Origin of the sequence: Helicobacter pylori (assembly GCF_017594925.1) — a bacterium.
GTDB classification, from domain to species: domain Bacteria; phylum Campylobacterota; class Campylobacteria; order Campylobacterales; family Helicobacteraceae; genus Helicobacter; species Helicobacter pylori_DP.
This window is the reverse complement of sequence record NZ_JAALNT010000012.1, coordinates 11597-37632: the sequence shown is the minus strand read 5'-3', so window position 1 is coordinate 37632 and position 26036 is coordinate 11597. Positions and strand designations below refer to the sequence as shown.

At 40.0% G+C, this 26036-nt stretch carries 18 protein-coding genes and 4 pseudogenes; 10 read left to right on the top strand and 12 right to left on the bottom strand.

Features of this window, described 5'->3' with window-relative positions; all coding sequences use genetic code 11:
- The first annotated feature begins 390 nt into the window (after window positions 1-390).
- From hopQ to G6069_RS05450, 3 genes are all read left to right on the top strand, one after another.
- Window positions 391-2316: a Hop family adhesin HopQ gene (hopQ, locus tag G6069_RS05460; RefSeq protein ID WP_197293619.1), complete on the top strand. Its 1926-nt coding sequence runs from the start codon at window positions 391-393 to the stop codon at window positions 2314-2316.
- A 417-nt stretch (window positions 2317-2733) separates the two neighbouring features.
- The gene (locus tag G6069_RS05455; protein WP_197293618.1) at window positions 2734-4041 is read left to right on the top strand and encodes an NCS2 family permease; all 1308 of its coding nucleotides are present in this window, start codon (window positions 2734-2736) and stop codon (window positions 4039-4041) included.
- Between the two features lie 129 nt (window positions 4042-4170).
- Window positions 4171-5394, top strand: a complete 1224-nt coding sequence (locus G6069_RS05450) for a sugar MFS transporter (protein ID WP_197293617.1) — start codon at window positions 4171-4173, stop codon at window positions 5392-5394.
- A 272-nt stretch (window positions 5395-5666) separates the two neighbouring features.
- Here G6069_RS05450 and G6069_RS05445 read toward each other — a convergent pair whose 3' ends face one another.
- The 5 genes from G6069_RS05445 to G6069_RS05425 form a co-directional block, all read right to left on the bottom strand.
- Window positions 5667-6218 carry a hypothetical protein gene (locus G6069_RS05445; protein ID WP_000120141.1) on the bottom strand — a complete coding sequence of 184 codons (552 nt, stop codon included), beginning with the start codon at window positions 6216-6218 and terminating at the stop codon, window positions 5667-5669.
- A 120-nt stretch (window positions 6219-6338) separates the two neighbouring features.
- Window positions 6339-7172: a transporter substrate-binding domain-containing protein gene (locus tag G6069_RS05440; protein WP_197293616.1), complete on the bottom strand. Its 834-nt coding sequence runs from the start codon at window positions 7170-7172 to the stop codon at window positions 6339-6341.
- A gap of 49 nt (window positions 7173-7221) precedes the next feature.
- Window positions 7222-7968 (bottom strand): amino acid ABC transporter ATP-binding protein, encoded by a 747-nt coding sequence (locus G6069_RS05435; protein ID WP_079341923.1) that lies wholly within the window; start codon window positions 7966-7968, stop codon window positions 7222-7224.
- A 1-nt stretch (window position 7969) separates the two neighbouring features.
- Window positions 7970-8641 (bottom strand): ABC transporter permease subunit, encoded by a 672-nt coding sequence (locus tag G6069_RS05430; protein ID WP_197293615.1) that lies wholly within the window; start codon window positions 8639-8641, stop codon window positions 7970-7972.
- Window position 8642: 1 nt separating this feature from the next.
- Window positions 8643-9296, bottom strand: a complete 654-nt coding sequence (locus G6069_RS05425; RefSeq protein WP_197293614.1) for an amino acid ABC transporter permease — start codon at window positions 9294-9296, stop codon at window positions 8643-8645.
- Window positions 9297-9504: 208 nt separating this feature from the next.
- Between G6069_RS05425 and G6069_RS05420 the strand changes: the two genes are divergently transcribed.
- Window positions 9505-11568 (top strand): carbon starvation CstA family protein, encoded by a 2064-nt coding sequence (locus G6069_RS05420; protein ID WP_197293613.1) that lies wholly within the window; start codon window positions 9505-9507, stop codon window positions 11566-11568.
- Window positions 11569-12049: 481 nt separating this feature from the next.
- On the opposite strand, the gene hofH is transcribed toward G6069_RS05420, so the two are convergent.
- Entirely contained in the window at window positions 12050-13465 is a 1416-nt protein-coding gene (gene hofH, locus G6069_RS05415) for an outer membrane beta-barrel protein HofH (protein WP_197293612.1), read from the bottom strand.
- Window positions 13466-13768: 303 nt separating this feature from the next.
- Window positions 13769-15406 (bottom strand): glucose-6-phosphate isomerase, encoded by a 1638-nt coding sequence (gene pgi / locus G6069_RS05410; RefSeq protein ID WP_197293611.1) that lies wholly within the window; start codon window positions 15404-15406, stop codon window positions 13769-13771.
- Window positions 15407-15469: 63 nt separating this feature from the next.
- On the opposite strand from pgi, the pseudogene G6069_RS05405 reads away from it, so the two are divergent.
- Window positions 15470-16631 (top strand): annotated as a pseudogene (locus tag G6069_RS05405) (HP1165 family MFS efflux transporter).
- Between the two features lie 6 nt (window positions 16632-16637).
- On the opposite strand, the gene G6069_RS05400 reads toward G6069_RS05405, so the two are convergent.
- Complete coding sequence (locus G6069_RS05400) at window positions 16638-17612, bottom strand: NAD(P)-binding domain-containing protein (protein WP_197293610.1); 975 nt, start codon at window positions 17610-17612, stop codon at window positions 16638-16640.
- Between the two features lie 25 nt (window positions 17613-17637).
- On the bottom strand, window positions 17638-17829 hold the full coding sequence (gene ccoS, locus G6069_RS05395; protein ID WP_001090948.1) for a cbb3-type cytochrome oxidase assembly protein CcoS: 192 nt from the start codon (window positions 17827-17829) through the stop codon (window positions 17638-17640).
- A gap of 124 nt (window positions 17830-17953) precedes the next feature.
- Here ccoS and G6069_RS05390 point away from each other — a divergent pair, with 124 nt between their 5' ends.
- From G6069_RS05390 to G6069_RS05370, 5 genes and pseudogenes are all read left to right on the top strand, one after another.
- Window positions 17954-18535, top strand: coding sequence for a DedA family protein (locus G6069_RS05390; protein ID WP_197293609.1), 582 nt, complete (start codon window positions 17954-17956; stop codon window positions 18533-18535).
- 91 nt (window positions 18536-18626) lie between these two features.
- Window positions 18627-19121 carry a flavodoxin gene (locus G6069_RS05385; protein WP_000516051.1) on the top strand — a complete coding sequence of 165 codons (495 nt, stop codon included), beginning with the start codon at window positions 18627-18629 and terminating at the stop codon, window positions 19119-19121.
- 55 nt (window positions 19122-19176) lie between these two features.
- On the top strand, window positions 19177-19605 hold the full coding sequence (gene ybeY / locus G6069_RS05380) for an rRNA maturation RNase YbeY (RefSeq protein ID WP_197293608.1): 429 nt from the start codon (window positions 19177-19179) through the stop codon (window positions 19603-19605).
- Window positions 19606-19700: 95 nt separating this feature from the next.
- Window positions 19701-20178, top strand: a pseudogene (locus G6069_RS05375) (glycine-rich domain-containing protein).
- 5 nt (window positions 20179-20183) lie between these two features.
- Window positions 20184-20947 (top strand): annotated as a pseudogene (locus G6069_RS05370) (TauD/TfdA family dioxygenase).
- Between the two features lie 14 nt (window positions 20948-20961).
- Here the strand turns inward: G6069_RS05370 and fic are convergent.
- The 3 genes and pseudogenes from fic to hopL form a co-directional block, all read right to left on the bottom strand.
- A pseudogene (fic, locus tag G6069_RS05365) lies at window positions 20962-21484 on the bottom strand (protein adenylyltransferase Fic).
- Between the two features lie 5 nt (window positions 21485-21489).
- Complete coding sequence (gene proC, locus G6069_RS05360) at window positions 21490-22287, bottom strand: pyrroline-5-carboxylate reductase (protein WP_197293607.1); 798 nt, start codon at window positions 22285-22287, stop codon at window positions 21490-21492.
- Window positions 22288-22302: 15 nt separating this feature from the next.
- The gene (hopL, locus tag G6069_RS05355; protein WP_197293606.1) at window positions 22303-26025 is read right to left on the bottom strand and encodes a Hop family outer membrane protein HopL; all 3723 of its coding nucleotides are present in this window, start codon (window positions 26023-26025) and stop codon (window positions 22303-22305) included.
- Window positions 26026-26036 lie beyond the last annotated feature (11 nt).

Sequence of the window (26036 nt, the reverse complement as noted above, 5' to 3'; positions counted from 1 at the left end):
GGAACTTTGGAAAAACTAAAGCTATCGTTTTACAGAAACTTCGTTTGACAAAACTATCGCTTCAATAAAACAACAACTTTACACCCCAAAAACGAAATTTCAAGGTATAATGTTTTCCAAGAGTTTTTGCCATGTTTGGTAGCCATGACAAACTCCTTTTATGGATTTATCCCCATAATCCGACTTATGGGGGTGTTTATTTTACAACAATCTTTCTAAAAACCAAATCCCAATCAAATAAAAACACTCTTAAAAGCTTGATTGAGCGCATCAAAACACCCTAAAATTTTTTTGAAATCCAATAAATTTATGATAAAATTAAACGTATTGTAAATAAATTCTCATTTTGACACATTTTTTGCAATAAAACATTACTTTAAGGAACATCTTATGAAAAAAACGAAAAAAACGATTCTGCTTTCTCTAACTCTTGCGTCATCATTGCTCCATGCTGAAGACAACGGCGTTTTTTTAAGCGTGGGCTATCAAATCGGTGAAGCGGTTCAAAAAGTGAAAAACGCCGACAAGGTGCAAAAACTTTCAGACACTTATGAACAATTAAGCCGGCTTTTAACCAACGATAATGGCACAAACTCAAAGACAAGCGCACAAGCGATCAACCAAGCGGTTAATAATTTGAACGAACGCGCAAAAACTTTAGCCGGTGGGACAACCAATTCCCCTGCCTATCAAGCCACGCTTTTAGCATTGAGATCGGTGTTAGGGCTATGGAATAGCATGGGTTATGCGGTCATATGCGGAGGCTATACCAAAAGTCCAGGCGAAAACAATCAAAAAAATTTCCACTACACCGATGAGAATGGCAACGGCACTACAATCAATTGCGGTGGGAGTACAAATAGTAATGGCACTCATAGTCCTAGTGGCACAAATACATTAAAAGCAGACAAAAATGTTTCTCTATCTATTGAGCAATATGAAAAAATCCATGAAGCTTATCAGATTCTTTCAAAAGCTTTAAAACAAGCTGGGCTTGCTCCTTTAAATAGCAAAGGGGAAAAATTAGAAGCGCATGTAACCACATCAAAGTATCAACAAGATAATCAAACTAAAACGACAACTTCTGTTATTGATACGACTAACGATGCACAAAATCTTTTGACTCAAGCGCAAACGATTGTCAATACCCTTAAAGATTATTGCCCCATGTTGATAGCGAAATCTAGTAGTAGTAATGGCAGCACTAATAACGCAAACACCCCTTCATGGCAAACAAGCGGTGGCGGCAAAAATTCATGCGCGACTTTTGGTGCGGAGTTTAGTGCCGCTTCAGACATGATTAATAATGCGCAAGAAATCGTTAAAAGAACCCAACAACTCAGCGCCAACCAACCAAAAAATATCACACAACCCCATAATCTCAACCTTAACACCCCTAGCAGTCTTACGGCTTTAGCTCAAAAAATGCTCAAAAACGTGCAATCTCAAGCAGAAATTTTAAAACTAGCCAATCAAGTGGAGAGCGATTTTAACAAACTTTCTTCAGGCCATCTTAAAGACTACATAGGGAAATGCGATGCGAGCGCTATAAGCAGCGCGAATATGACAATGCAAAATCAAAAGAACAATTGGGGGAACGGGTGTGCTGGCGTGGAAGAAACTCTGGATTCATTAAAAACAAGCGCCGCTGATTTTAACAACCAAACGCCACAAATCAATCAAGCGCAAAACCTAGCCAACACCCTTATTCAAGAACTTGGCAACAACCCTTTTAGGAATATGGGCATGATCGCTTCTTCAACCACGAATAACGGCGCCATGAATGGCTTTGGCGTGCAAGCGGGCTATAAGCAATTTTTTGGAGAAAAGAAAAGATGGGGGTTAAGGTATTATGGTTTCTTTGATTACAACCACGCCTATATCAAATCCAATTTCTTTAACTCGGCTTCTGATGTGTGGACTTATGGGGTGGGCAGCGATTTATTGTTTAACTTCATCAATGATAAAAAAACCAACTTTTTAGGCAAGAATAACCAGATTTCTTTTGGGCTTTTTGGAGGCATCGCCTTAGCAGGGACTTCATGGCTTAATTCTCAATTCGTGAATTTAAAAACCATCAGCAATGTCTATAGCGCTAAAGTGAATACGGCTAACTTCCAATTTTTATTCAATTTGGGCTTGAGAACCAATCTCGCTAGACCTAAGAAAAAAGATAGCCATCATGCAGCTCAACATGGCATGGAATTGGGCGTGAAAATCCCTACCATTAACACGAATTACTATTCTTTTCTAGACACTAAACTAGAATACCGAAGGCTTTATAGCGTGTATCTCAATTATGTGTTCGCTTATTAAAAACCTTCTTTTTTAAAAAAGGAGGGGTTTCTAAAAAACCTTTAAAGCTAAAAATCTTCAAAAAACAATGATTAAACCCTAAAAAAGAAATTTCAAGGTATAATGTTTTCGCCACTTTTAATTTTCCATGGCAAACTCCTTTTTAGAATTTATCCCCACAACCGCTCTTATGGGGGCTTTTACAACAATCTTTCCAAATTTAAAAAACGCTCTCTTTAAAAACCATTAAAGAGTAAAATGACCTTACAAGATGGGCTTTTTTGTGGTTTCCATTAAAAAAAGGGTTTTTTACTCACTTCTCTTGATTTACACAACACAATCAAGCATCTTAAGGCAATTTAAAATAAAATAGTGCTAACATAACCCTAAAGCCCCTTATTAAATTAATCTATACCAAATAGTAAGGAGTTATCTAACATGGGGTTTTTCAAGCTTAAAGAACACAACACTAACATTGCCACCGAGTTTAGAGCGGGTTTAACGACCTTTATCACCATGATTTACATCGTGCCCTTAAACGCTCTTATCCTTTCTCACGCCAACATGCCTTATGAAGCCCTTTTGAGTGCGACTGCCATTATCACTATCTTATCGAGCGTGTTTAACGGGTTATGGGCAAACACCCCCATCGCTATGAGCGTAGGCTTAGGGTTGTCAGCTTATTTTAGCTTTGGATTGGTTCAAGGGCTAAAACTCCCTTGGCAGAGCGCTTTAGGCATCGTAGCGCTCTCGGGAGCGATTTTTGTGATTTTGTCTTTCACTAAATTTAGAAGTTGGGTCATGCGAAGCATTCCTAGCGATTTAAGGCGTGCGGTGAGCGCGGGGATAGGGGCTTTTATCGCATTTATTGGCCTTAAAGAAATGCATATCGTCGTTACCCATAAGGCTACGCTTGTAACCTTAGGCGATTTTGGCGATCCGCATGTGTTATTGGGGGTTGTGGGGATCATTCTAACTTTCGCGCTCTACACGCTCAAAATCAGGGGTTCTTTCATTATAGCGGTCTTAATCACTTCCATTCTCGCATGGATTTTAAAGCTAGCCCCTTACCCTAGCGAGTTTTTTTCCATGCCCGCTAGCATTGGCTCTATCGCCTTTCAATTAGACTTTAAGGGCATTTTTTTTGATGCGAGTGGGGCTTTCACTTTAGCGTTAGTGCCAGTCATCATCACTTTTTTTGTAACCGATTTGTTTGATTCTTTAGGCACGCTTGCAGGGATTGGCCACAAGACTGATTTTTTCAATGATGAAGAAAAAAATAAGGAATTGGAAAAGACTTTGGAAGCGGATGCGGTGGCTTCTTTAGGGAGCGCGGTGGTGGGCGTTTCTACCACGACAGCTTTTATAGAGAGCGCGAGTGGGGTTGAAGAGGGGGGCCGCACAGGGCTGACAGCGGTTTTTACCGGATTATTTTTTGTTTTAACGCTCTTTTGCTTGCCTCTTTTAAAAGCTATTCCTAGCAATGCGATTTATCCGGTGCTGGTGGTAGTAGGGGTTTTGATGTTTAGTGTGTTAGAGGGGGTGAATTTTAAAGACATGGCCATTAGCGTTTCCACTTTTTTAACCGTGGTGATGATGCCCTTAACCTTCTCCATTGCCGATGGCTTAGCCTTTGGCTTTTTGTCTTATAGTATCATCAAATTGGTTCAAAAAGACTTCAAAGCGCTCAATTCAGGCATCATCATTCTCTGCATCATTTCTGTTTCTGTATTTATCTTTCGTTAAGCTCTTTTTAAGGGGCTTTGCATTTTTTACCCATTTTGTGGCTTTTTTCCTTAATTTGGGTAATTTATTATCTCAAAACAATTACAATAGCATTATTATTATTGTATCAGTTCAATAAAAGGAAATGGTATGCAAAAAACTTCTAACACCTTGGCGCTGGGGAGTTTAACAGCGTTATTCTTCTTAATGGGTTTTATCACGGTTTTAAACGATATTTTAATCCCGCATTTAAAACCCATTTTTGATTTGACCTATTTTGAAGCCTCACTCATTCAATTTTGCTTTTTTGGGGCGTATTTCATCATGGGAGGCGTTTTTGGGAATGTGATCAGTAAAATCGGCTACCCTTTTGGCGTGGTGCTTGGCTTTGTGATCACAGCGAGCGGGTGCGCGTTGTTTTACCCGGCGGCGCATTTTGGCTCTTACGGGTTTTTCTTGGGGGCGTTATTTATTTTAGCGAGCGGGATTGTGTGCTTGCAAACCGCCGGCAATCCCTTTGTAACCTTGCTTTCTAAAGGTAAAGAAGCCAGAAACCTAGTCTTAGTCCAGGCGTTCAATTCGCTTGGCACGACTTTAGGGCCTATTTTTGGGAGCTTGTTGATTTTTAGCACGACTAAAATGGGCGATAATGCAAGTTTGATAGACAAATTAGCGGACGCTAAAAGCGTTCAAATGCCTTATTTGGGCTTGGCGGTGTTTTCGCTCATTTTAGCGCTCATCATGTATCTTTTGAAATTGCCTGATGTGGAAAAAGAAATGCCCAAAGAGACGACGCAAAAAAGCCTGTTTTCGCACAAACACTTTGTTTTTGGGGCTTTGGGGATCTTTTTTTATGTGGGGGGAGAAGTGGCGATTGGCTCATTCTTGGTGCTAAGCTTTGAAAAGCTTTTGAATTTAGACCCTCAATCAAGTGCGCATTACTTGGTGTATTATTGGGGAGGCGCGATGGTGGGCCGTTTCTTAGGCAGTGTTTTGATGAATAAGATCGCTCCTAATAAATACCTGGCTTTCAACGCATTAAGCTCTATCATTCTTATCGCTTTGGCTATTCTCATTGGAGGCAAGATCGCTTTATTCGCTCTGACTTTTGTGGGCTTTTTCAACTCTATCATGTTCCCTACGATCTTTTCTTTGGCTACGCTCAATTTAGGGCATCTCACTTCTAAGGCTTCTGGAGTGATTAGCATGGCGATTGTGGGAGGAGCGTTAATCCCCCCCATTCAAGGTGCGGTTACAGACATGCTAACAGCAACCGAATCAAATTTGCTCTACGCTTATGGTGTGCCGTTATTGTGCTATTTTTATATCCTCTTCTTTGCGCTTAAAGGGTATAAGCAAGAAGAAAACTCCTAAAAAAAGGGGGGGGGTTTCTCTTTTATTTTCTTTCTTTTATCTTGTTTTAAAAATCAGTAATAAAGAACTTGACTTTAATCAAGCAAGCACTCTATAAAAGGTTTTATTTGTCAGTATTTGATGAGGACAGAGCTTTTTTAACAACTTGAGGCAAAAACACAAATAGGGTTTTTAAAATTTTTAAGATGCGATCAAAAACACTGCTAATGAATAAAAAAATCCCCTAATTACAAAAGATTAAGAGATTTTAAGAATGAAGCGAAGAATAAAGACTAGTAAATGGGTTTAGCGTCTTTGAATTTATATTCCGTAAGAAACCCAGTCCCATCAAAATTACCCACCAAAGAGATCTTTGCAATATCACCCACTTGGCAATCGGTCTCTAAAATAAGATAAGGCACTTCATCTTTACCGATTAAAGTAATCACTCGCCCCTTTTTTTCACGGCTTTGCTTGGGGAACTCTTTAGAATCAAGGCCTGTGGTATTATCGCCGGTTTGGAGCATTCTAAAAGCATAGCACATGCCATCATTGATTTGAGCGCTATAAATCTTGCCTTTTTTAACTTCTTTTTTAACCCCCGGTTTAACCGCAATGCGTATTTCTGAGTGGATCTCAGCTTCTTGCATTTTGCCTTTATAATCTCGCACCTGAACCTTATGCACGCCATTAGGATCTCCCTTTTTAAGCAAAGAATCTTCATAGCTGAATTTTTGAATGTCTAAATCCCCATCAACAAAACTCCTAGCATCAAGCTGAACGCTCAAAAGCCCTAGCAACCCAATTAATGAAAATTTCAAACAACGCTTATAAAAATAGCTCATCAACAAATCCTTTCAATGTAAAATCAAACAAATATATCCCAAAATGAAAAACAAAAAGATCACAAAATTGCTAATTTAGCAATAAAAACGCACCCTGTCAAGAAATCAGGCCTAAAGAAATCATTCAAAAATAATTTCTTCCGGTTTGATTCCATCGCCATAAACAGGCTCTAAAGTTTCCTTGTAAGCTTCTTTTAAAAAGTCGCTAGAAATGAGGGAATCAATCTCGTTATTCAACCATTCTAAAAGCTTAGGGTTGCCTTTTTTAATCGCTGGAGCGATCACATCCTTATCGCCAAGGCTTGTAATGCCTAATTTAAATTCAGGGTGTTGTTTTATCCAAGCGAGCAACAAAGTGTTATCATGAGCTAGAGCGGTAGCCTTATTATTTAAAAGGGCTAAAAAAGTCTCTGTGTTTTGCTCAAATTTCAAAAGTTTGATATTGGGGTAATTTTTAGTGAAATAAAAATCCGCTGTCGTGCCTTTATTCACAATCAACTCTTTATCCTTCAACTCTTCTATATTTTTAATGACCCCATCTTTAGAAATCACCCCCAAAGCGACTTTCATATACGGCTTAGCGAAATCCACGACTTTTTCTCTTTCTTTAGTGCGCGTGAAATTGGCCATGATAATATCCACTTTATTGGCTTTTAAAAATTCCACCCTAGCTGAGGCTTCTACAGGAATAAACTCTATTTTATTCTCATCGCCCAATAAATCAAGAGCCATGCGTTTAGCGATGACTACATCATAGCCTTGATAGTTCCCTTTAGAATCCACAGAGCCAAAAGGAGGCTTATCGCTAAAAACCCCCACTTTTAAAACCCCTCTTTGTTTAATGACTTCTAAAGCGTCCTTCTTTTCTTTATGGCTATCAGAGCATGCGCTAAAGACTAAAGCGATTAAAACTAAAAACAGCCCCCATACCTTAAAAAGCCCGTTTGTTTTCATAAAAACACCTTTTTTTTGAAATTAAAATCATCTTTTTAGCAAACTTTATTTAACAGCTCCCTAAAAAATGGAAAGTTTCTAAAAATTTTTGCGCTCTTTGAGATTTCGGGTGGTTAAAAAATTCTTTAGCGCTGTTTTCTTCAGCGATCTTACCGCTATCAAAAAACACGATTTTGCTAGCGATTTTTTGCGCGAATTTCATTTCATGCGTTACAATCACCATGCTCATGCCCGTTGTGGCTAGTTCTAAAATCACTTCTAAAACTTCTTTAACCATTTCAGGGTCTAAAGAGGCGGTTACTTCATCAAAAAGCATGATTTTTGGCCGCATGCACAAAGAACGCACGATCGCTACTCGTTGTTTTTGCCCGCCGCTCAATTCTTTAGGGTAAGCTTGTTGTTTATGCTCCAAACCCACTCGTTTTAAAAGCTCTACGGCTTGAGAAATGACCTCATCTTTGGATCGTTTTTGCACTTTTATAGGAGCGAGTAAGATATTATCTAACACATTTAAATGCGGGAACAATTCATAATTTTGAAACACCATGCCTATTTTTTGGCGCATTTGATTCCAGTTAGTGGCGTTGGTGTTGAGGTTAGTGTTTTCAAAAAGAATTTCACCTTCATCAATCTTTTCAAGCCCGTTCAAACACTTTAAAAAAGTGCTTTTCCCGCACCCGCTAGGCCCTAAAATCACTGCCACTTCACCCTTGTTTAAAGTGAAATTGATGCCGTCTAAAACCAAATGGTTTTGATAGGTTTTTTTTAACCCTTTGGTTTCTAAAATCGCACTCATTTTACCCTCTAATGTATTGGAATTTTTTTTCTAAATAGGAACTATACAGGCTCAAACTATAGCATAAACTAAAATAAAACATTAAAATAACGCCATAAACCACAAAGCTCGCATTAGGCATGCGTAAGAGGTTAAGCTCTATGATTTGCTGGCCCACTTTTAACAAATCAATCGCTCCAATGAGAGAGACTAAAGCCGTGGTTTTAATCATGCGCGTGAATAAATTAAGGCTTGAGGGCAATAAAGACAAAAAGCTTTGAGGGAAAATAATATTAAAAATCACCCTTTTTGAATCTAAGCCTAAAGCCAAAGCGCTTTCTACTTGGTGTTTGCTCACGGAAGTTAAAACCCCTCTAGTCAAATCCATCATTTCAGCGCCCCCCCACAAGCTAAAAACAATAATACTCGCTAAAACCGCGCTAATATGCAAATCAAACCAGCTCGCTAACCCAAAATACACGATAAACAGCCATGCTAAAAGCGGGATGATGCGAATGCTTTCTAAATACACACGACACGCTAAAACCATTATTTTAGAGCCAAACGCCATCAAACTCCCTAAAAGCATTCCAACAATGATTGAAACAATCGCAGAGCTAAGAGCGATCAAAAGGGTGGTTTCAAACCCTTCTAACAAACGCTTGAGATTGTCTAATTCTAACAAAACTCCCATTTTAAGCCACTTTCTTTTTAAAGGAACGCTCTAAAATCACAAACAAAACGCTTAAAGGGAGTAAAGCGATCAAATAAGTGAGGCTTAACATCAACAGGCTTTCAGTCGTTTTGTAATAAATGCCAATAAAATCTTTCGCCACAAACATAATATCGGTTAGGGCTATCGCGCCCACCACCGAAGTTTCTTTGAGTAAAAAAATCACATTCGCCCCTATGGAAGGCATGGAAACGCTTAAGCTTTGAGGCAGAATAATATAATACATCATTTTCAAAGGGCCAAACCCTAAACTCAAAGCGCTTTCTCTTTGAATGGAAGCCAAGCTCTTAAACCCGAGTAAAAAACTTTGACTCATATACCCCCCACCCAAAAACCCTAACGCTAAAATCGCACATTCTAAAGCGCTCAAACCGATTTCATTCAACCCGTAATACAAAAAGAAAAGCTGGATGAGTAGGGGCGTGTTCCTGGCGATTTCGCCATAGATATAGACAATAGGAGAGATAAAGCGCGTTTTAAAATACAAAATGATCGCGCACAAAAACCCCACCAAAAGAGAGAGCAAAATCCCAAAGAAAGAAATATAAAGCGTGAGTTCTAACCCCTTAAAAAACATAGGGATGGAGTGAAACATAAAATCCCAATCTAATGCCATAACGCTATACCTTAAAATTAATGACGCTTTAAAGCATCATGTTTAAAAACAGCTCTTATTTGCCCTAATTGTTAGAAGTTTGGAAACCCAAGCCTTTATGCGGGAAGTTTATGAGCCGTTTTTCCACTATTCAAAGAAAATTTGGATTATAATAAAAAACTGGCTGAAATTAACAACAATGATTAAATAATCATTAAATGGAGAGGACATGCAAAAAAGTTTAGTTTCTTTGGCTTGGGTTTTTGTAGCTATTTTAGGGGCGATCTGTTTAGGGGTGTTAGCCTTACACAAGGGTGAGAGCATTAACACGCTATGGCTTGTAGTAGCGAGCGCTTGCATTTATAGCATAGGCTATCGTTTTTATAGCCATTTTATCGCTTATCGGGTGTTAAAGCTAGACGATAACAGAGCCACGCCTGCATGCATAAGGAATGACGGCAAGGATTTTGTGCCAACCGATAAAGCCATCACTTTTGGGCATCATTTCGCCGCTATTGCTGGGGCTGGCCCTTTAGTAGGCCCGATACTGGCCGCTCAAATGGGTTACTTGCCCTCTATTCTATGGATTTTGATAGGCTCGGTTCTAGGGGGTTGCGTGCATGATTTTGTGGTGCTTTTTGCTTCCATTAGGCGCGATGGCAAGTCTTTAGGCGAAATGATCAAGCTTGAAATGGGTCAATTTGTAGGGATGATCGCAAGTCTTGGCATTTTAGGGATCATGCTCATTATCATTGCGATTTTGGCGATGGTGGTGGTGAAGGCTTTAGCGCATTCGCCTTGGGGCTTTTTTACGATCGCAATGACTATTCCCATTGCGATTCTTATGGGGCTTTACATGCGGTTTTTCAGGCCGCATAAGATTTTAGAAGTTTCTGTTATCGGCTTTATTTTGTTGATTATAGCGATTTATGCGGGCAAATATATTTCTTTAGATCCCAAACTAGCGTCAATTTTTACTTTTGAGGCCGGCTCTTTAGCGTGGATGATCATGGGTTATGGCTTTGTGGCTTCTATTTTGCCGGTATGGTTTTTACTCGCTCCACGAGATTATTTAAGCACTTTTTTAAAAATTGGCGTTATAGGGGTGTTGGTTGTGGCGATTGTTTTTGTCGCTCCGCCCTTACAAATCCCTAAAATCACGCCCTTTGTAGATGGCAGTGGGCCTGTGTTTGCAGGAAGCGTGTTCCCTTTCTTGTTTATCACGGTGGCTTGCGGGACGATTAGCGGATTCCATGCTTTAATTTCTTCAGGCACGACCCCTAAAATGCTCGCTAAAGAAAGCGACTCCAGACTAGTGGGCTATGGATCTATGGTGATGGAGAGCATCGTGGCTCTTATGGCGTTGGTGTGCGCGGGGATTTTGCACCCAGGGCTTTATTTCGCTATCAATTCCCCAGAAGTGAGCATCGGTAAAGATATAGCCGATGCGGCTTCGGTGATTAGCTCATGGGGGTTTAATATCAGCGCTGAAGAAATCAGTGAGATGACTAAAAACATCGGTGAAAGCTCCATTTTGAGCCGCACCGGTGGGGCGCCCACTTTTGCGATCGGTTTAGCGATGATTGTGTATCACATTTTAGGGGATCCAAGCGTGATGGCGTTTTGGTATCATTTTGCGATCTTGTTTGAAGCTTTGTTCATTTTAACCGCTGTGGATGCTGGCACGCGAACCGCTCGTTTCATGATTCAGGATCTGCTCGGTAATGTTTATAAGCCTTTGGGTAATCTTAGCTCTTATAAGGCTGGGATTTTTGCCACTCTTTTGTGTGTGGCAGGGTGGGGGTATTTCTTGTATCAAGGCACGATCGATCCTAAAGGGGGGATTTATACGCTATGGCCTTTATTTGGCGTGAGCAATCAGATGTTAGCGGGCATGGCGTTGTTGTTGGTTACGGTGGTGTTGTTTAAAATGGGGCGTTTTAAGGGGGCGATGATAAGCGCTTTGCCGGCAGTTTTGATTTTATTTATCACTTTTTATAGCGGTATTTTAAAAGTAATGCCAAAGAGCAATGATAGCGTGCTGAATAACGTTTCGCATGTGGCGCAAATGCAAATCATCAAAGAAAAAATGGCTACCACTACCGATGAAAAAGCGCTAAAAACGCTCCAAAAATCCTTTTTTAACCATGCGATTGATGCGATTTTGTGCGTGTTTTTCATGCTGGTGGCACTATTGGTTTTAATAGTGAGCGTTAGGATTTGCTCAAACGCTTATTTTAAAAATCAAATTTACCCGCCGCTGGCTGAAACGCCCTATATCAAAGCCGCTTGAATAAAAAAGGGGTTTTAACCCCCTTTAAATCCATTGAAAATTTGACCCTATCCTTACAAGAAGCGATTAAAATTTTGGCTCTGTTAATTTAATAGGGGTATTAAAACTTTATTTTAATTTCTTAAAAATGGGGTTTGGCTGCTTCGTTTTAAACCCATTTCTTGAAGGGGATAGGGGGTATTTTTGAGATCATTCCTCCTTTTAACCCCAAACTAAATCCGCCTAACTCTAAAAGAAGCGCTTTTAAAAAGCTATCGCTTGCTTTAAATTAAAAATGAACTTGCATTTTACTCACCACCCCACTCACATAATGGGTATGCGATTTAAAAAAGGGCTTTTGCTTGAAAAGAAATTTGATATATAGAGATTAGAGGAACAGCGTTAAAACGCCTACTATATTCGTAGGGTAGTACAAAAGACGCCCACCATATTCATAGGGGGTAGCATCAAAAGACGCCTACCATATTCGTAAGGGGTAGCATCAAAATGATGCTACTAGAGCCGTGTATAATGCGCTCCTGTCAGAATAAAGGGCGGGGAAGTCTTTAGGCACAGGCCCGTTTTCACCCGGTTTAAAGCCTTTGTTAGTATGCACGCCATAATACGCAAGATCCACGCTACCGCTCAAATATTCATTGAATTTATAGCCTAAAGAGATCATCGCTCTCGCTTCCCAAGAGACTACTGAATTGGAGTATTGTGTGGCGAATTTCCATGTGAATTTTTTGGCAAAATGAGTGCCGCCACAAGAAAGGAAAATGGTAGCGGCGTCTCTTTTAAGGGCTGTGCCTGTAAAACCGGCATAGACGCTGTTACTCCCCATGATCACACCGCTTGGATTCCCCATGTTGCCTATCCAACCATTAGCGTTTTGAAAGACCTTATAAAAGGCGATTGAAACATTATAATTGTTTATGTCAAAGCGTTGGCGGATAATGAGGTTTTGCCCGTTTTGAGTGGCAGGCGTGTCGTATTTATAGACCGGGCTGCCATTGGATTTAACGATCATCCAAGGGTAGTAAATGGGGAAAAATCCTATGACAGCCGTATCAGAGCGAAAGCCTGTGCCGCTAAAATTGGGGTTAGAGTCCCAACCAATCTTAACGCCCGGAGCGTTAAAGATTTGAGGCGAAAGGTAATAAAAGCCTTCTATGAGGAAACGATGAGGTTTATAGGTGAGTTGCACCGCATGCGTGCCATAAAGCACCTTTCGCCCATGGCTATCATAACCTCCCTTATCGTTTTTGGTAAAGCCTCCGCTATAAGTGGTCCTAGCGGCAAACCAATCCATTAAAAACGAACCGTAAGCAAACGCCCTACCCCATGAGCTAAACCAAGTCAAACGCGCATGCTTGTATTGCCCAGAAACTTGAAAGCCTTGCGTTTGCCCGCTTTTATAAGGCATAGTGGAGAGATAGCGCCCGGCTTTTATTTCAAAATAATTCTTATAAGCGTATTCTAAATACGCGTCGCTAAAGACATAGTTGCGGACATTTTTGTTGTGTTTCATGTTCTGCGTTTCAAGGCTATCGGTCTGTAAGATATTCGTATAGCCCCCCATGAACCCATCGTAATAACCAAAGAGATTATAAGCCACAGAGCCGTCTTCAAACTTCTTCGTGCCGTCATAGAAAATAGATCCGACCATGCCCCCTATTTTGCCTTTTAGAACATGATCTGAAACCTTTTTGGGTAACAGGCTAAAACCAAGCCCTAAATAGCCCGCAATCGTTGCGAATTGCTGCATAGGGTAGATGCCTCTTTCTTTATTGATTTTATGCTGGTTAAAACCGATCGTGCTGGATTGATCCACAAAGCCATTGAGCTTAGCTTCAAAACCTTGTAAAGAAGTGCTTAAAAACGCTCCAAAGAATAAAACCTGACTTGCCTTTTTCATGCATGCCTCCTAAAATGAGATTAATAAATGCAAATGCTTTTAAAGATAAATCTATTCTTTAGTTTTTATTATTCTTAGCTTTGAAGTAATTATAATATGTAAAATAATGCATATGATGAGAAAGTCAAGCTTTTAAAAGCTAAAAACGATTAATTTGTGGAAAATTTACTCTCTTTAAATTCAAATAGCTAATATATGGCGCTAAAATCCGTTATGATTGACGGATTATTTTGAACGGAGCGCTTGAGAATGGGGTTAAGCTTCGCTTCATTGTTTTTAGGTTTTACTTTGCCGCAAAAAAACCTATTGGTTGTAATTCTTATACAATTCTATTAAATGTTTAGTGGAGCTGTCAAAATAAGCGTTGCTTTTATGCCCCTCTAATTCTTGTAAAATCGGCACGGCTAATTCCTTCCCAAGCTCCACGCCCCATTGATCAAAGCTGTTAATATCCCAAATGACTCCTTGCACAAAGACCTTATGCTCATAAAGAGCCACCAACGCCCCAATATTGCTTGGTGAAATCTTTTCTAATAAAAGGATATTAGAGGGGCGGTTGCCAAAAAACACCCTGTGGTGGGCCAAGTCTTTGGCTTCATCTTTGTCTAAGCCTTTAGAAAGCAATTCCCCAAGCGCTTCTTCATAACTCTTGCCTTTCATGAAGGCTTGCGCTTGCGCTAAAACATTGCTGAATAAAATCTCATGGTGGCCTTTAGCGTTAGGTTTTTTATCCAAAGAGGCGATAAAATCAATGGGGATTAAATGCGTGCCTTGATGCAAGAGCTGGAAAAAGGCGTGCTGAGCGTTAATACCCATATCGCCCCAAACAACAGGGCATGTGTCATAGGGGATGATTTCGCCTTTTTTGCTGATGCGTTTGCCATTGCTTTCCATATCTAATTGCTGGATGAATTTAGGGAAATGCCTTAAATACTGATCGTAAGGAGCGATTAAATGGCTTTTGGATTGGAAAAAATTGATATACCACACGCCAATTAGTCCCATTAAAACGGGTAAATTGCTTTCAAAAGGGGCGTTTCTAAAATGCTCATCCATCAGATACGCTCCTTTCAAAAGGGCGTTAAAATTTTTCTTCCCTAAATAGATCATAATGGATAAGCCAATAGCCGACCACAAACTATAACGCCCCCCTACAAAATCCCAAAATTCAAACATGTTATGCTCGTCAATGCCAAATTGTTGCACGGCTTCTTTGTTGGTGGATACCGCTACAAAGTGCTTAGCGATATGCTTTTCATCGCCGCTCCTTTCTACAAACCATTTTCTAGCGGTTAGGGCGTTGGTTAAGGTTTCTTGAGTGGAAAAAGTCTTAGAAGCCACGATAAAAAGCGTGCTAGCCGGATTGATTTTTTCCAAAACGTCTAAAATCTGCGTGCCATCCACATTAGACACAAAATGCATTTTTAATCTCGGGTGGCCGTAGCGTTTTAAGGCGGTGCAAACCATTAAAGCGCCTAAATCTGACCCCCCAATGCCGATATTGACAATGTCGGTGATCACTTGATTGGTATAGCCTAATCTTTTACCGCTTCTCACGCTATCGCTAAAGGCTCGCATGCGTTTTAAAACGCTCCGAACGCTTTTTAACACTTCCATGTTGTCTAGTGAAATTTCAGTGTCATTCAAGCTTCTTAAAGCGGTGTGTAAAACGGCCCTTTTTTCGGTGGTGTTGATTTTTTCGCCCTTAAACATCGCTTCAATCTTTTCTTTTAAAGAGCAATCATTCGCTAATTCAAAAAGAAGCTTTAAAGTGGTATCGTTCAAGCGGTTTTTGGAATAGTCCAAGCTCAAGCTTTCCAATTGCACGAAATAACGGCTCGCTCGCTCTTTGTCTTTAGAAAACCAATCGCGCATGTGCACTTCTTTGATTTCTTCATAATGTTTGAGTAATTTTGGATAAGTTTTTAATTGGGTTAGCATCAATACCCCTTAATTAAAAGATATAACGCTCTATTATAAGCTAGTTTTAATTATAATTTTCAAATGTTAAGAAAAAACATTTTAGCTTACTATGGGGCGAATTTTCTCTTAATCATCGCTTCAAAGCTTGCCCCATGCGATTTTAACCCCCTTGTTGCTTTCTAAAGGGCTTAGTTTGAGTGAAATCTTGCTCGTGCAAACCTTTTTTAGCTTTTGCGTGTTAGTGGCTGAATACCCAAGCGGTGTTTTAGCGGATTTGATGAGCCGGAAGAATTTATTCCTGGTTTCTAACGCCTTTTTAATCGCTAGTTTTTCGTTTGTGCTGTTTTTTGATAGCTTTATCTTCATGCTTTTAGCGTGGGGGTTGTATGGTTTGTATAGTGCATGCTCTAGCGGCACGATTGAAGCTTCACTCATCACAGACATTAAGGAAAACAAAAAAGATTTATCCAAGTTTTTAGCCAAAAACAATCAAATTACTTATTTAGGCATGATTATAGGGAGTTCTTTGGGGTCGTTTTTGTATCTCAAAGTCCATGCGATGCTGTATATTGTGGGGATTTTTTTAATCATGCTCTGCGCGCTAACGATCATCATTTATTTTAAAGAGAAAGAAGGGGATTTTAAAAGCCAAAAAAGTTTGAAACTCCTTAAAGAGCAAGTCAAAGGCAGCCTTAAAGAGCTTAAAGATAACCCCAAGCTTAAAATTTTATTAGTGGGGCATTTGATTACGCCCGTCTTTTTTATGAGCCATTTTCAAATGTGGCAAGCGTATTTTTTAAAACAAGGCATTAAAGAGCAATACCTTTTTATGTTCTATATCGCTTTTCAAGTGATTTCCATCCTCATTCATTTTTTAAAAGCCAAAAATTACAGCCAAAAAATCGCCACAAGTTCGCTTTTGGTGTTGCTTGGCGTTAGCCCCTTATTGCTTAGCAATATCCCTTATTGTTTCATAGGGGTGTATGCGCTCATGGTGGCGTTTTTCACTTACATGAGTTATTGCTTGGGGTATCAATTCTCCAAATTTGTTTCTAAAAACAACATTTCCTCGCTCTCATCGCTTTCATCAAGCTGTGTGCGCGTGGTCTCTGTGCTAATCTTATCGCTCAGCAGTTTGGAACTGCGTTACTTTTCACCCCTAACTATCATCACCATGCATTTTGCTCTAACGCTTATCATCCTCTTTTTCTTTTTGTATAAGGCTAAGCCGTTTGATGAGTGAGCGGCTTTAAGAGCGCAACCTTTTAGCGATTTCTTGTGCAACATCATAGCCATGGTTTAGCGCGGTAGCGATGCTCGCCCCTGATTTGAATAAAATATCGCCCACGATGAACAAATTAGGGATATTGTTGCTCTCTAAATTTTCTTTCACTACAGGGATATTGGTGCTAGGATCTAATTCTAAAGAACAGCGTTTAAAAAACTCTAAAGGGGTAGAGCCGCCGATCGCATACAGCAAGCGATCAAAACTTTCGCTCGTGTTATCAGTGAAATTAACCTTAATTTGAGTGCCATCTTCTTCTAGGCTTTCAATATCTACTCCAAGCTTGCTTTTAAGCGTGTTGTTGTCTAGGACTTCTTGCAAGTTTTTAGCGTTGTCTTCATTGATACGGCTGAATTCTTTTTTGCGGTAATTGAGAGTGGTTGGGGTGGTTTTACACAAAGCAATGGCGTATTCCACCGCTGAGTTGCCTCCGCCGATCACAAGGGTTTTTTCATTTTCCTTACAATCATTGATGCTAAAAACCACTTGTTTGGAGAGCGCAACAGGGATTTTATAAGCAGTAGGGCGGTTTGGCTGGCCCATTTTCCCGATCGCAACCACCACGAATTTAGCCTGATAGGTTGTATTAGAAGTGGTGGTAACTTTAAACAGCTCGCCCTCTTTTTTCACGCTCTCAATATCGGTTTTATAGCTTGGCGTGATATGATGCTCTTTTAAAAAGTTAGTGAAATTCTCTAAAGTCTCTTCTTTAAAGCTGTCTTTAAAAGGGATATGCCCTTTAAGCTCTACGACTTGCTTTTTATAATCTTTATCAATCCTTTTACCGGCTTTATAAAACTTCTCCAGCATGCCTGAATGGCTTTCGGTTTTTTCGCATAAAAGCACTTTTTTAACGCCGGCTATTTCGCATTCTACGGCCGTGGCAATGCCCCCAGGCCCTGCACCCACTATCAACACGTCTAAATTTTCTTGGTCCATTCCTATCCTTTTATTTTAATTCTTTTTAATTCTCTTGGCGTTTTTCTTGTAAAATCGCTTCGTTCAAATCGCTCGCGCTGTCATACAACACGCTTTCAAGCATGCGTTTTTCATCGTCAAACTGACCGCTTTTAACCCCCCATAAAAACGCTATTAAGCCTACCAATCCCATAAGCACTGAGACAACTAACATGATGGTTAAAATTTCTGTATTCATCTCTTTAATCTTTATGATTAGGATTGCATGAACTGATTATTATACTAAAAGATAGCGTTTAAATCACCAATAGGTTAATAAGTTTGGATAACATGAAAATGAGAAAACTAAAAAGAGGGTTTGAATGCAAGAAGCGTTGTTGCGTTTTCAAGAGGGTTTTAAGGAGTGGGGTTATCTTATTTTGTTTTTATATTCTTTAGGGGGTGGGTATGTGGGGATTGTCATCGCTTCTATTTTGAGCGCTACCACGCACGCTTTAGATATAAAAATAACGATTCTTGTCGCTTTTTTAGGGAATATGGTAGGGAGTGGGGCTCTTGTAATCTTTGCCCGCTATCAAAAAAGAGAGTTTTTAAAGTATTTCCAAAAACATAGAAGAAAGCTTGCTTTGGCGAGTTTGTGGGTGAAACGCTACGCTTTTTTAATGATTCTTGTCAATAAATATTTGTATGGGATTAAAAGCGTTGTGCCTTTGGCAATTGGTTTTAGCAAATACCCTTTAAAAAAGTTTTTATGGCTTAATGTTTTTTCCAGTTTTTTGTGGGCGTTAATCGTGGGGAGCGTTTCTTTTAAAGCGAGCGATTGGGTGAAAACGCTGTATGAAAGGCTTTCTCATTACACTTCGTTTTTTGTCATAAGTTTTGTTCTTATAGCGCTTTTAATATGGTTTTTGTTGAAACGATATTCGCGCAAAATGGGTTTTTAAGCAAGATGTTTAATTAAATGCGCTAAACTACGCCCACAAGCATTCGCTAAAAGCGGGTGCGTTAATATCTTTAAACACAAGGATTGAGAACATGGGAAAAATTGGTATCTTTTTTGGGACAGACAGCGGGAACGCTGAAGCTATCGCTGAAAAAATCAGCAAGGCTATTGGTAATGCCGAAGTGATTGATGTGGCTAAGGCTTCTAAAGAGCAATTTAATGGCTTTACAAAGGTTATTTTAGTCGCTCCAACAGCCGGTGCGGGCGATTTGCAAACAGATTGGGAAGACTTTTTAGGCACACTAGAAGCGAGCGATTTTGCGAATAAAACCATTGGGCTTGTAGGCTTGGGCGATCAAGACACTTACAGCGAAACTTTTGCAGAAGGCATTTTCCATATTTATGAAAAAGCTAAAGCCGGCAAAGTGGTAGGGCAAACTTCAACCGATGGTTATCATTTTGAAGCTTCTAAAGCGGTAGAAGGCGGTAAATTCGTGGGTCTAGTGATTGATGAAGACAATCAAGACGATCTCACTGATGAGAGGATTTCAAAATGGGTAGAACAAGTTAAAGGTTCTTTCGCTTAATCTTTATAAGCCCTAAATTTTAGGGCTTTTTTAAACTTCTTTTTATATCTTATTGATGCTAGAAATAGACAACCAAACCCCACTAGAATCAGACTTTTTATTATTAGAAAAAATCGCAAATGTTTTAGCCCCCACTCAAATCATTGAGCTTGTTTTGGTGAGCGGTGAAACCATGCGAGAAATCAACAGGGATTTAAGGGGTTGCGATTACGCCACCGATGTTTTGAGCTTCCCTTTAGAAGCGATCCCTCACGCCCCTTTAGGGAGCGTGGTGATTAATGCGCCATTAGCTCAACAAAACGCCCTGAAATTAGGGCATAGCTTAGAAAATGAGATCGCTCTTTTATTCATCCATGGGGTGTTGCATTTGTTAGGCTATGACCATGAAAAAGATAAGGGCGAACAACGCCAAAAAGAGGGCGAACTCATTAAAGCTTTTGACTTGCCTTTGAGTTTGATTGAACGGATTTTAGTAGAAAACTAATATTTTTTGTAAAAATAAAACTTTTTAGTCTTATAGCCTTGACACCCCCCCTATTTAGTATAATCACCAATATTTTTATTATAAAGGAGTTCCTAATGGAATTTGTAAGCGAACAAGAAATCTTAAAAGTGCAAGAAAAGGTCGCTCAAGTAGATTTTTCTATTCAAATTAGTAAGATGATAGAGTATAACAAATTGGATAAAGATTATGTTATGGCGTGCATGCAACAATATAAAAATTTTTTAGTTTTGCAGAATGGTCTATAAGGATGTGGATTTTGTGCCAAATGGCATGATTGATGAAGCGTGGCACCAGCATATTTTGGATACCGCTAAATACAGAAAAGACTGCAACATGCTTTTTGGAAAATTCTTAGAGCATTATCCTTATTTTGGATTAAGGGGAAAAGAAGACGAAAGGAGTTGGAATAAAGCGTCTGATTCAAGCGAGCGAGTGTATGAGCATCATTTTAAAACGAAGCTTTATGGCATGAGTGATCAAAACCCTTGTAGGTCTAGAAGTTGTTGGTCAAGAGGTGATGATGACGAGGATGACGAGGATGACGAGGATTAAAAAATATGGTATTTGCATTTGAAGAGCGTCTGACGAAAGATATTGAGCAATCTATCAAATCCATTTTAAATGAAGTGGGCTTTGTGATTGCGCGTCCCTTGGGCTATGAAATTGCCCTAAACGACTTGACGAGTTATTTTGGTGCATGCGTTAGACCTAGAAAAAAACTCCCCATCAACGAACACCATCACATCATGCTAAAGCCCTATATTAGCGATAACCCTATGGAAAAATTGCAAGGCTTTGATTTTAGCCCCCTAGATTCTCACACAGATTTTGCCTATCTAGACCCTCCTCCGAATTTTGTCTTTATCAAAATGATACAGCCAGATTTTTTGGGCGAAGACTTTGGAAAAATGGGATTGTAGATGCGTTTAGTTTGGTTAAAGATAATTTAGGCTCTGAATGGATAGATTATTTAAGTTCGCACACCTTTTTTAGCAATCAAGATGGCACTAAGCAATTCCCTATTTTGACTTTAGATGAATACGGCTTGTTAAAGGTGGTGCGTTTTTCATTGAGTAGGATCATGTCTTATTATGCACAAAATAAAATAAAACCCACCAAGGGGCAGTCCCACATGCTCAATACTTTTTCTAAACTCTGTAAAGAACATAGCTCTTATCACTCACTAAAAAAGAATGATATTTTGATTGTCAATAACCATTTGATGCTCTATTCTAGAGGAGCAACCAACGCTCTTTACAAGGATGGCAAATTACACGCTAGAATCGTAGAAGTGGCATTTGTAAAATCAGATATTCTATAAAACAAATCCTTGATTCAAAGCCCTTCATAGTAATACGACTGCGTGATGCCTTTAATGAAAGTTAAGGGATCGTTGGTATTAGAACTCAAATGCTTTTTTAAAAGCGTTTTGATTTCCAAATCATTCACCGGACTCCTTTCCATAGCACTCAAATAAGCGGCTTTATCAATCCTATCGCACGATTTTTTTCAATTCCTTTTTAAGCAATAAATCAAGCCATATCCTAGTCGCTCTGCCATTACCCTCCAAAAAAGGGTGAGCGATATTTATTTCCACATATTTTTCTATGATTTGATTGAAATGGCTTTGTGGCATGCTCTCAATTCTGGGTAAAATCAAATCCAAATACAAGCAGTTAGCGAACCTGAAATTTGAAATATTTTTATCCCTGATTTTCCCAGCAAATTCATACAACCCTTCAAACAAAAACCGATGGATTTCTTACAAGCCCTTGATCGTGCCTACTTCTATGGTGTCAATCAGACCGCTTTGGATCAAATGCTTGGCTTTTTCTAAACTCTGCCTGTCTAAATGCATCGCGCTTATTTTTTAGGGGCGCAATTTTTTAGGGGGCGCATTTTTTTCACGCTTTCATGACATGCTTTGATGAACGCTCCCCTAACCCCCTTTTTTTCTAAAACGCTCAAGCCTTCAATCGTTGCGCCTTTAGGGGTGCAAATTTGCTCCATGATCACCTCAGGGCGTTCTTTCTCTAACAGTTTGGCAAAGCCTTTAAAACTCATTTTTACCAACTCTAAAGAATCTCTAGCACTCAAGCCCTCTCTAATACCAGCATCTTTCAAACCGCTCGCTACCAAGCTTAAAAAAGCGAGCGCGCTCCCATTGGTCGCTATACTGGCATCCACCTGCTCTTCATTTCCCACTCGCACGCAATTCCCAAAACTTTCAATAATGCTCAAAGCCTTCTCGCTTATTGAAGGCGCAACCGATTTTTCACACACCGCCGTAGAAGAAAGGGCGAATTTGCTCGCAATATTAGGCATGCATTTTAAGTAATGTAAAGAATTAATCGCATTGCTTAAAGCTTCAAAATTTACGCCAGCTAACGCGCTCAAAACGCTTTGGGCTTGCCCTTGATAATTAAAATCCTTAAGGTTATAAGGCTTAAAAAGTAAAAACACGAATTTTTGGTGTATATCAATAGCGTTTTTATAGGGAATGATGTGCGCTTGAATGTCTTTTTCTTGTAAAAAGGGGGCGATTTTTTCAGGGTTTCGCCCGGTAATCTCTAAAATAAAGTGCTTGGATAAAATTTCATGAGAGCCTTCTAAAATCGCTTGAGCCATATTCCCATAGCCGATGAATTGTAAGATTTCCATTGATGCACCCCTTTTTTAAAACCCCATGATGTAATTGATATAGAAAGTATAAAGCCTCCTGTAGCTCACATCAGCCCCGGCGCTATTCAAATACGCTTGATTGATGAGAGGCACTTTGATCCCAAATTCCACGCTCTTTTGGCTGATGACCCCTTGATTGTGGAATTTCTTAGCGAAACGCTTAAACTCTGCAAAGTTGGTGCGCACCCCAAAATTCAGCGCCACTTGAAAATTCGTTGAATGGATGTCATTGGCGTTCCCCCAATTGTCAATGATTTGTTGCCTTAAGGAGCTAAGCCAAGTTGCGCCGCCTAATTGGACCCCAGCAAATAGCCCAAAATTCAACGCTTTAGTGTTGTAAGTCCTCCTGAATAGATTCCATAAAAAATCCGTGCCTACCCCATAAGCAAAGATATTCGCTTTCACGCTTTGATTGGCTAGGCCTATTTCACTAAAGCCGTAATCAAAGAAAAAATAATGCCTAAGGCCCAATTTCCTAGCCTTACCAAAGAAGTATTTATAGCCTATGCCAACCCCTAAGCCATTGCTCATGCCGTGTTGGGTGCTTTTAGCGGCCGCATACTGGCTTAAAACGGGTTGAGAGCCGTAGTTATTGGCTTGATTTTGCGCGTTTTGAACCTGATTTCTGGCGTTAATCATCGCATCAATGAGTTTTTGTTGCACCATAAAGAAGGTTTTATCCCCTAAAAGCTGCCGTAAGGTTTGCGAGAACGCTTGGATGGTGGTGGTGTTAGAAGTGATTTCTTGGAGCAAGGTTAAAATCGCATTAGGGCTAATATCGTTTTGTAAGGCTTGAAACCCTTGAGAAATAGCGCTCGTAATGGCTTGAAAAGCGCTTGTAAGACTAGTAGATACATTACTATCATTATTTTGGATAAACCCGGCGGTTTTGATAAATTCAGTGAGCAAATGGATTAAATTATTCGTATCGCTCACCCCATTAGTGGGGATTGCCCCTAAAAGGTTGATAAGCCCACCGGAGCAAGTAGAGCTACTGCTACCGCTACTACCATTAGTGCATAAACTATTAAGCGTGCCGTTACTGCTTTTTAAGGCTTCAAAGAATTGTTTTAAGCCGTTTTCAACGCCTTTGTTATTCCCTGAACTAGCGATAATGTCGGCTATTTTTTGGGCGTCATTATAGACTTTTTGTAAATTGCTGTCGGTTGTGGTGGCTGTGTTTGTGCTTGTGGCGCTTGTGGTGTTTTGTTGTTTGTTGGGTTCATAACAATTGCTCCCACTCGTCCCGTTGCTCCCGTTGGTGCATGTTTGATAGCCGTTGTTACTGCCACTATTACCGCTACTATTATAAGTCCCTAATTTCCCATCACTGGCGTCTGTGAGCATCTGGTAGGCTGTGGTGATTTGACTAGTGCCATTTCCGCTTCCGCTATTCGCGCCATTGCCCCCATTAACGCCCTTAAGATTTGTGATGATTTGATTGAGCAAACCACCGCTAGTGAGCGTGATTTGTTGGACGTTGTAGGTGATAGTGTTCCCACCACTGCTCTTACTTTGAGTTGTTGCTTGTGTTTGATACCCTAAAGCGCTTTGCAACCCGCTGTAATAAGCCTTAGAATCGGACCACTGCTGATAGCACCAGTTGGTGCTACCGGTTCCATTACCATTACTGCATGGATTGTTATTTGCTGATCCGCTTGTTTGTTGGGTTTGTTGGCTTTGAGCGATTAAAGCGCTCATGTCTGTAGGCACTTGCTGGTCAATCGTATTGATGAGCTGGTAGAAATTCGCTCTCAATTGGATGCGTAAATCTTGGTTATTGCTAGCAGTTAAATTTTGCGATTGACTCCCATTAGGGTTACTAGTGTTATAAAGCGCGTTCGCCCAAGCTTGGATATTACTGCTTTGGCTTTGAAAAGCGTTTTGAATGCTTTGTTGGAAATTATTGACATTTTGCAATACGGTGTTTAAAGCTCCCACTACCGTGCTGTTAGGAGATTGAGTGGTAGCTCCGCTATTTTGAGCTAAATTGGCCGTTTTAGCTTCTTCTTCATTATTCACAACCACCATCGCTTTCAGTTTGGGAGCGTTGCTTTTAGCTTGAGCGGTAGCGCTAGCCCCATTAGTAGAGCTTAAAATGTTTTGCAATTGGGCGTTCCCGCTGATGCTCAAACCCCCTGAAGAGCTATTGCATGAGCTTGTCCCAGATTGCGTCCCATTAGTGCATAAAATACTGGCGTTTTTTTTCAAATTTTCTTCTGAAGTTTTTAAAGAGTTATAAACGCTCCACACTTGAGAAACCAAGTTGAAAGAATTCACGCCGATCTGCTCTTTGCCTCCTATGGTTTGGACTTTGGAGGTAGCGACTAAAGAATTGTCAAAGCTGTTTGTAGAGCCATTTGTGGAACTTGTGGAGCTTGTGGCTGAGCATGAAATCCCGCTAGAAGCGTTGCTAGAAAGGCTTCCGGTAGCGCTTGCGCAATCATAGGCGCTGATATTTTGCCCTTGAGCGTTGGTTACGGTGCCGATTTGGTAATTGTTAGAAGTGTTTTTGAGCAAGTTTTTAGGCTCAGTAAAACTGATCCAAGAAATTTGTTTTAAAGCGTTATTGTATTGTTCTATCGTGCTTTCATAGGCTTGGAAATTCAAAGCGTTGTGCAAGTTGTTTAAATTATAAGTGGTGTTGTTGATCGCATTGTTGTCTAAAGCGTTGATAGCGACGCTTTGAAGTTTTTGAGCGATGGCTTGGACTTGCTGGTTGGCTTGGTTGTTTGAAGTGGGGGTTGCGGCTAAAGGGGCTAAATTTTGGATGAATTGCTCCAAACACTGGACTTGATTGGTGCAACCATTGGGGTTATTTTGATTATTAGCGCTTAATGCCCCTTGTAAGGTGTTCATTAAAAGGGTGTTGTTGTATTGTTGTTGGTTGTTGCTGTTTGAAGAAGTAGAGCCTAAAAGGGAATTAGTTGGATAGAATACGACTTGTCCCGGTGGGTTTAACACCACATGCGTTGAGGTTGTGGTGGGGAAAACCCCCACCCCTAAAGTGTTTAAAGCGTTAACAAGAGCGCTCACATAAGTGGTATTGTTGCTAGAGGCATTCACCGCATCGGTTAGATTAGTGAGTAAGGATTGCGCGTAAGTGGTGCTAGTGGTTTTAGTGATGCTGTGTTCAATTTGTTGCAATAATTCTGCCATGGATTGCGCGGTGTTTTGGAGCTGGGCTTTGACTTCTTGGGTGTTGTTGCTGGGATTAAGGCTATTAACAGAACTAATGATGCTAGAGCTTAGCGCGATGCCCTGATCAAACGCGCTTTGGGTGTTAGAAAGGAGTTTGGCTGTGATTTGTGAAGAGTGGGCTTTTAAGGGATCAGAGCTTCCTTTAAGCCCTATGATTTGCTGGGAAATGCTAGAGATTTGACGGCTAGAATAAAAGTCTTTTCTTTTGCCAATTTGATTTAGGATATTAGAAATGCCCTCTAATTGGTTGCCAACAGTGTTACTCACGCCATAGCCTAAAGCGTCAATGACGCTTTGAGAGCTTAAAGTGATTAAACCGGTAGTAGGCCCTGCAATATTGATCGCGCTTTGGGTTACGCTGTTGATGATATTTTGATTTTCTAAAAGTTGTTTGTTATTGATGAATTGTTGCGTGCCGCCGATTTGATAGCCTACAGACATATACCAGCCATTGTCTTCAGCTAAGAGAGAGCCAATTAAAAAGAATGGTATGAATTTTCTAGCTTTTTTTATCATATTTTTCCCTT

Bases quoted from the DNA above. Each gene is read 5' to 3' on its own strand.
- G6069_RS05450 (WP_197293617.1), top strand. From the start codon at position 4,171: ATGCAAAAAACTTCTAACACCTTGGCGCTGGGGAGTTTAACAGCGTTA.
- G6069_RS05440 (WP_197293616.1), bottom strand. From the start codon at position 7,172: ATGAAAACAAACGGGCTTTTTAAGGTATGGGGGCTGTTTTTAGTTTTA.
- ccoS (WP_001090948.1), bottom strand. From the start codon at position 17,829: ATGAATACAGAAATTTTAACCATCATGTTAGTTGTCTCAGTGCTTATG.
- pgi (WP_197293611.1), bottom strand. From the start codon at position 15,406: ATGCTAACCCAATTAAAAACTTATCCAAAATTACTCAAACATTATGAA.
- G6069_RS05425 (WP_197293614.1), bottom strand. From the start codon at position 9,296: ATGGCATTAGATTGGGATTTTATGTTTCACTCCATCCCTATGTTTTTT.
- G6069_RS05445 (WP_000120141.1), bottom strand. From the start codon at position 6,218: ATGAGCTATTTTTATAAGCGTTGTTTGAAATTTTCATTAATTGGGTTG.
- proC (WP_197293607.1), bottom strand. From the start codon at position 22,287: ATGGAAATCTTACAATTCATCGGCTATGGGAATATGGCTCAAGCGATT.
- G6069_RS05420 (WP_197293613.1), top strand. From the start codon at position 9,505: ATGCAAAAAAGTTTAGTTTCTTTGGCTTGGGTTTTTGTAGCTATTTTA.
- hofH (WP_197293612.1), bottom strand. From the start codon at position 13,465: ATGAAAAAGGCAAGTCAGGTTTTATTCTTTGGAGCGTTTTTAAGCACT.
- hopQ (WP_197293619.1), top strand. From the start codon at position 391: ATGAAAAAAACGAAAAAAACGATTCTGCTTTCTCTAACTCTTGCGTCA.
- G6069_RS05385 (WP_000516051.1), top strand. From the start codon at position 18,627: ATGGGAAAAATTGGTATCTTTTTTGGGACAGACAGCGGGAACGCTGAA.
- ybeY (WP_197293608.1), top strand. From the start codon at position 19,177: ATGCTAGAAATAGACAACCAAACCCCACTAGAATCAGACTTTTTATTA.
- G6069_RS05390 (WP_197293609.1), top strand. From the start codon at position 17,954: ATGCAAGAAGCGTTGTTGCGTTTTCAAGAGGGTTTTAAGGAGTGGGGT.
- G6069_RS05430 (WP_197293615.1), bottom strand. From the start codon at position 8,641: ATGGGAGTTTTGTTAGAATTAGACAATCTCAAGCGTTTGTTAGAAGGG.
- hopL (WP_197293606.1), bottom strand. From the start codon at position 26,025: ATGATAAAAAAAGCTAGAAAATTCATACCATTCTTTTTAATTGGCTCT.
- G6069_RS05455 (WP_197293618.1), top strand. From the start codon at position 2,734: ATGGGGTTTTTCAAGCTTAAAGAACACAACACTAACATTGCCACCGAG.
- G6069_RS05400 (WP_197293610.1), bottom strand. From the start codon at position 17,612: ATGGACCAAGAAAATTTAGACGTGTTGATAGTGGGTGCAGGGCCTGGG.
- G6069_RS05435 (WP_079341923.1), bottom strand. From the start codon at position 7,968: ATGAGTGCGATTTTAGAAACCAAAGGGTTAAAAAAAACCTATCAAAAC.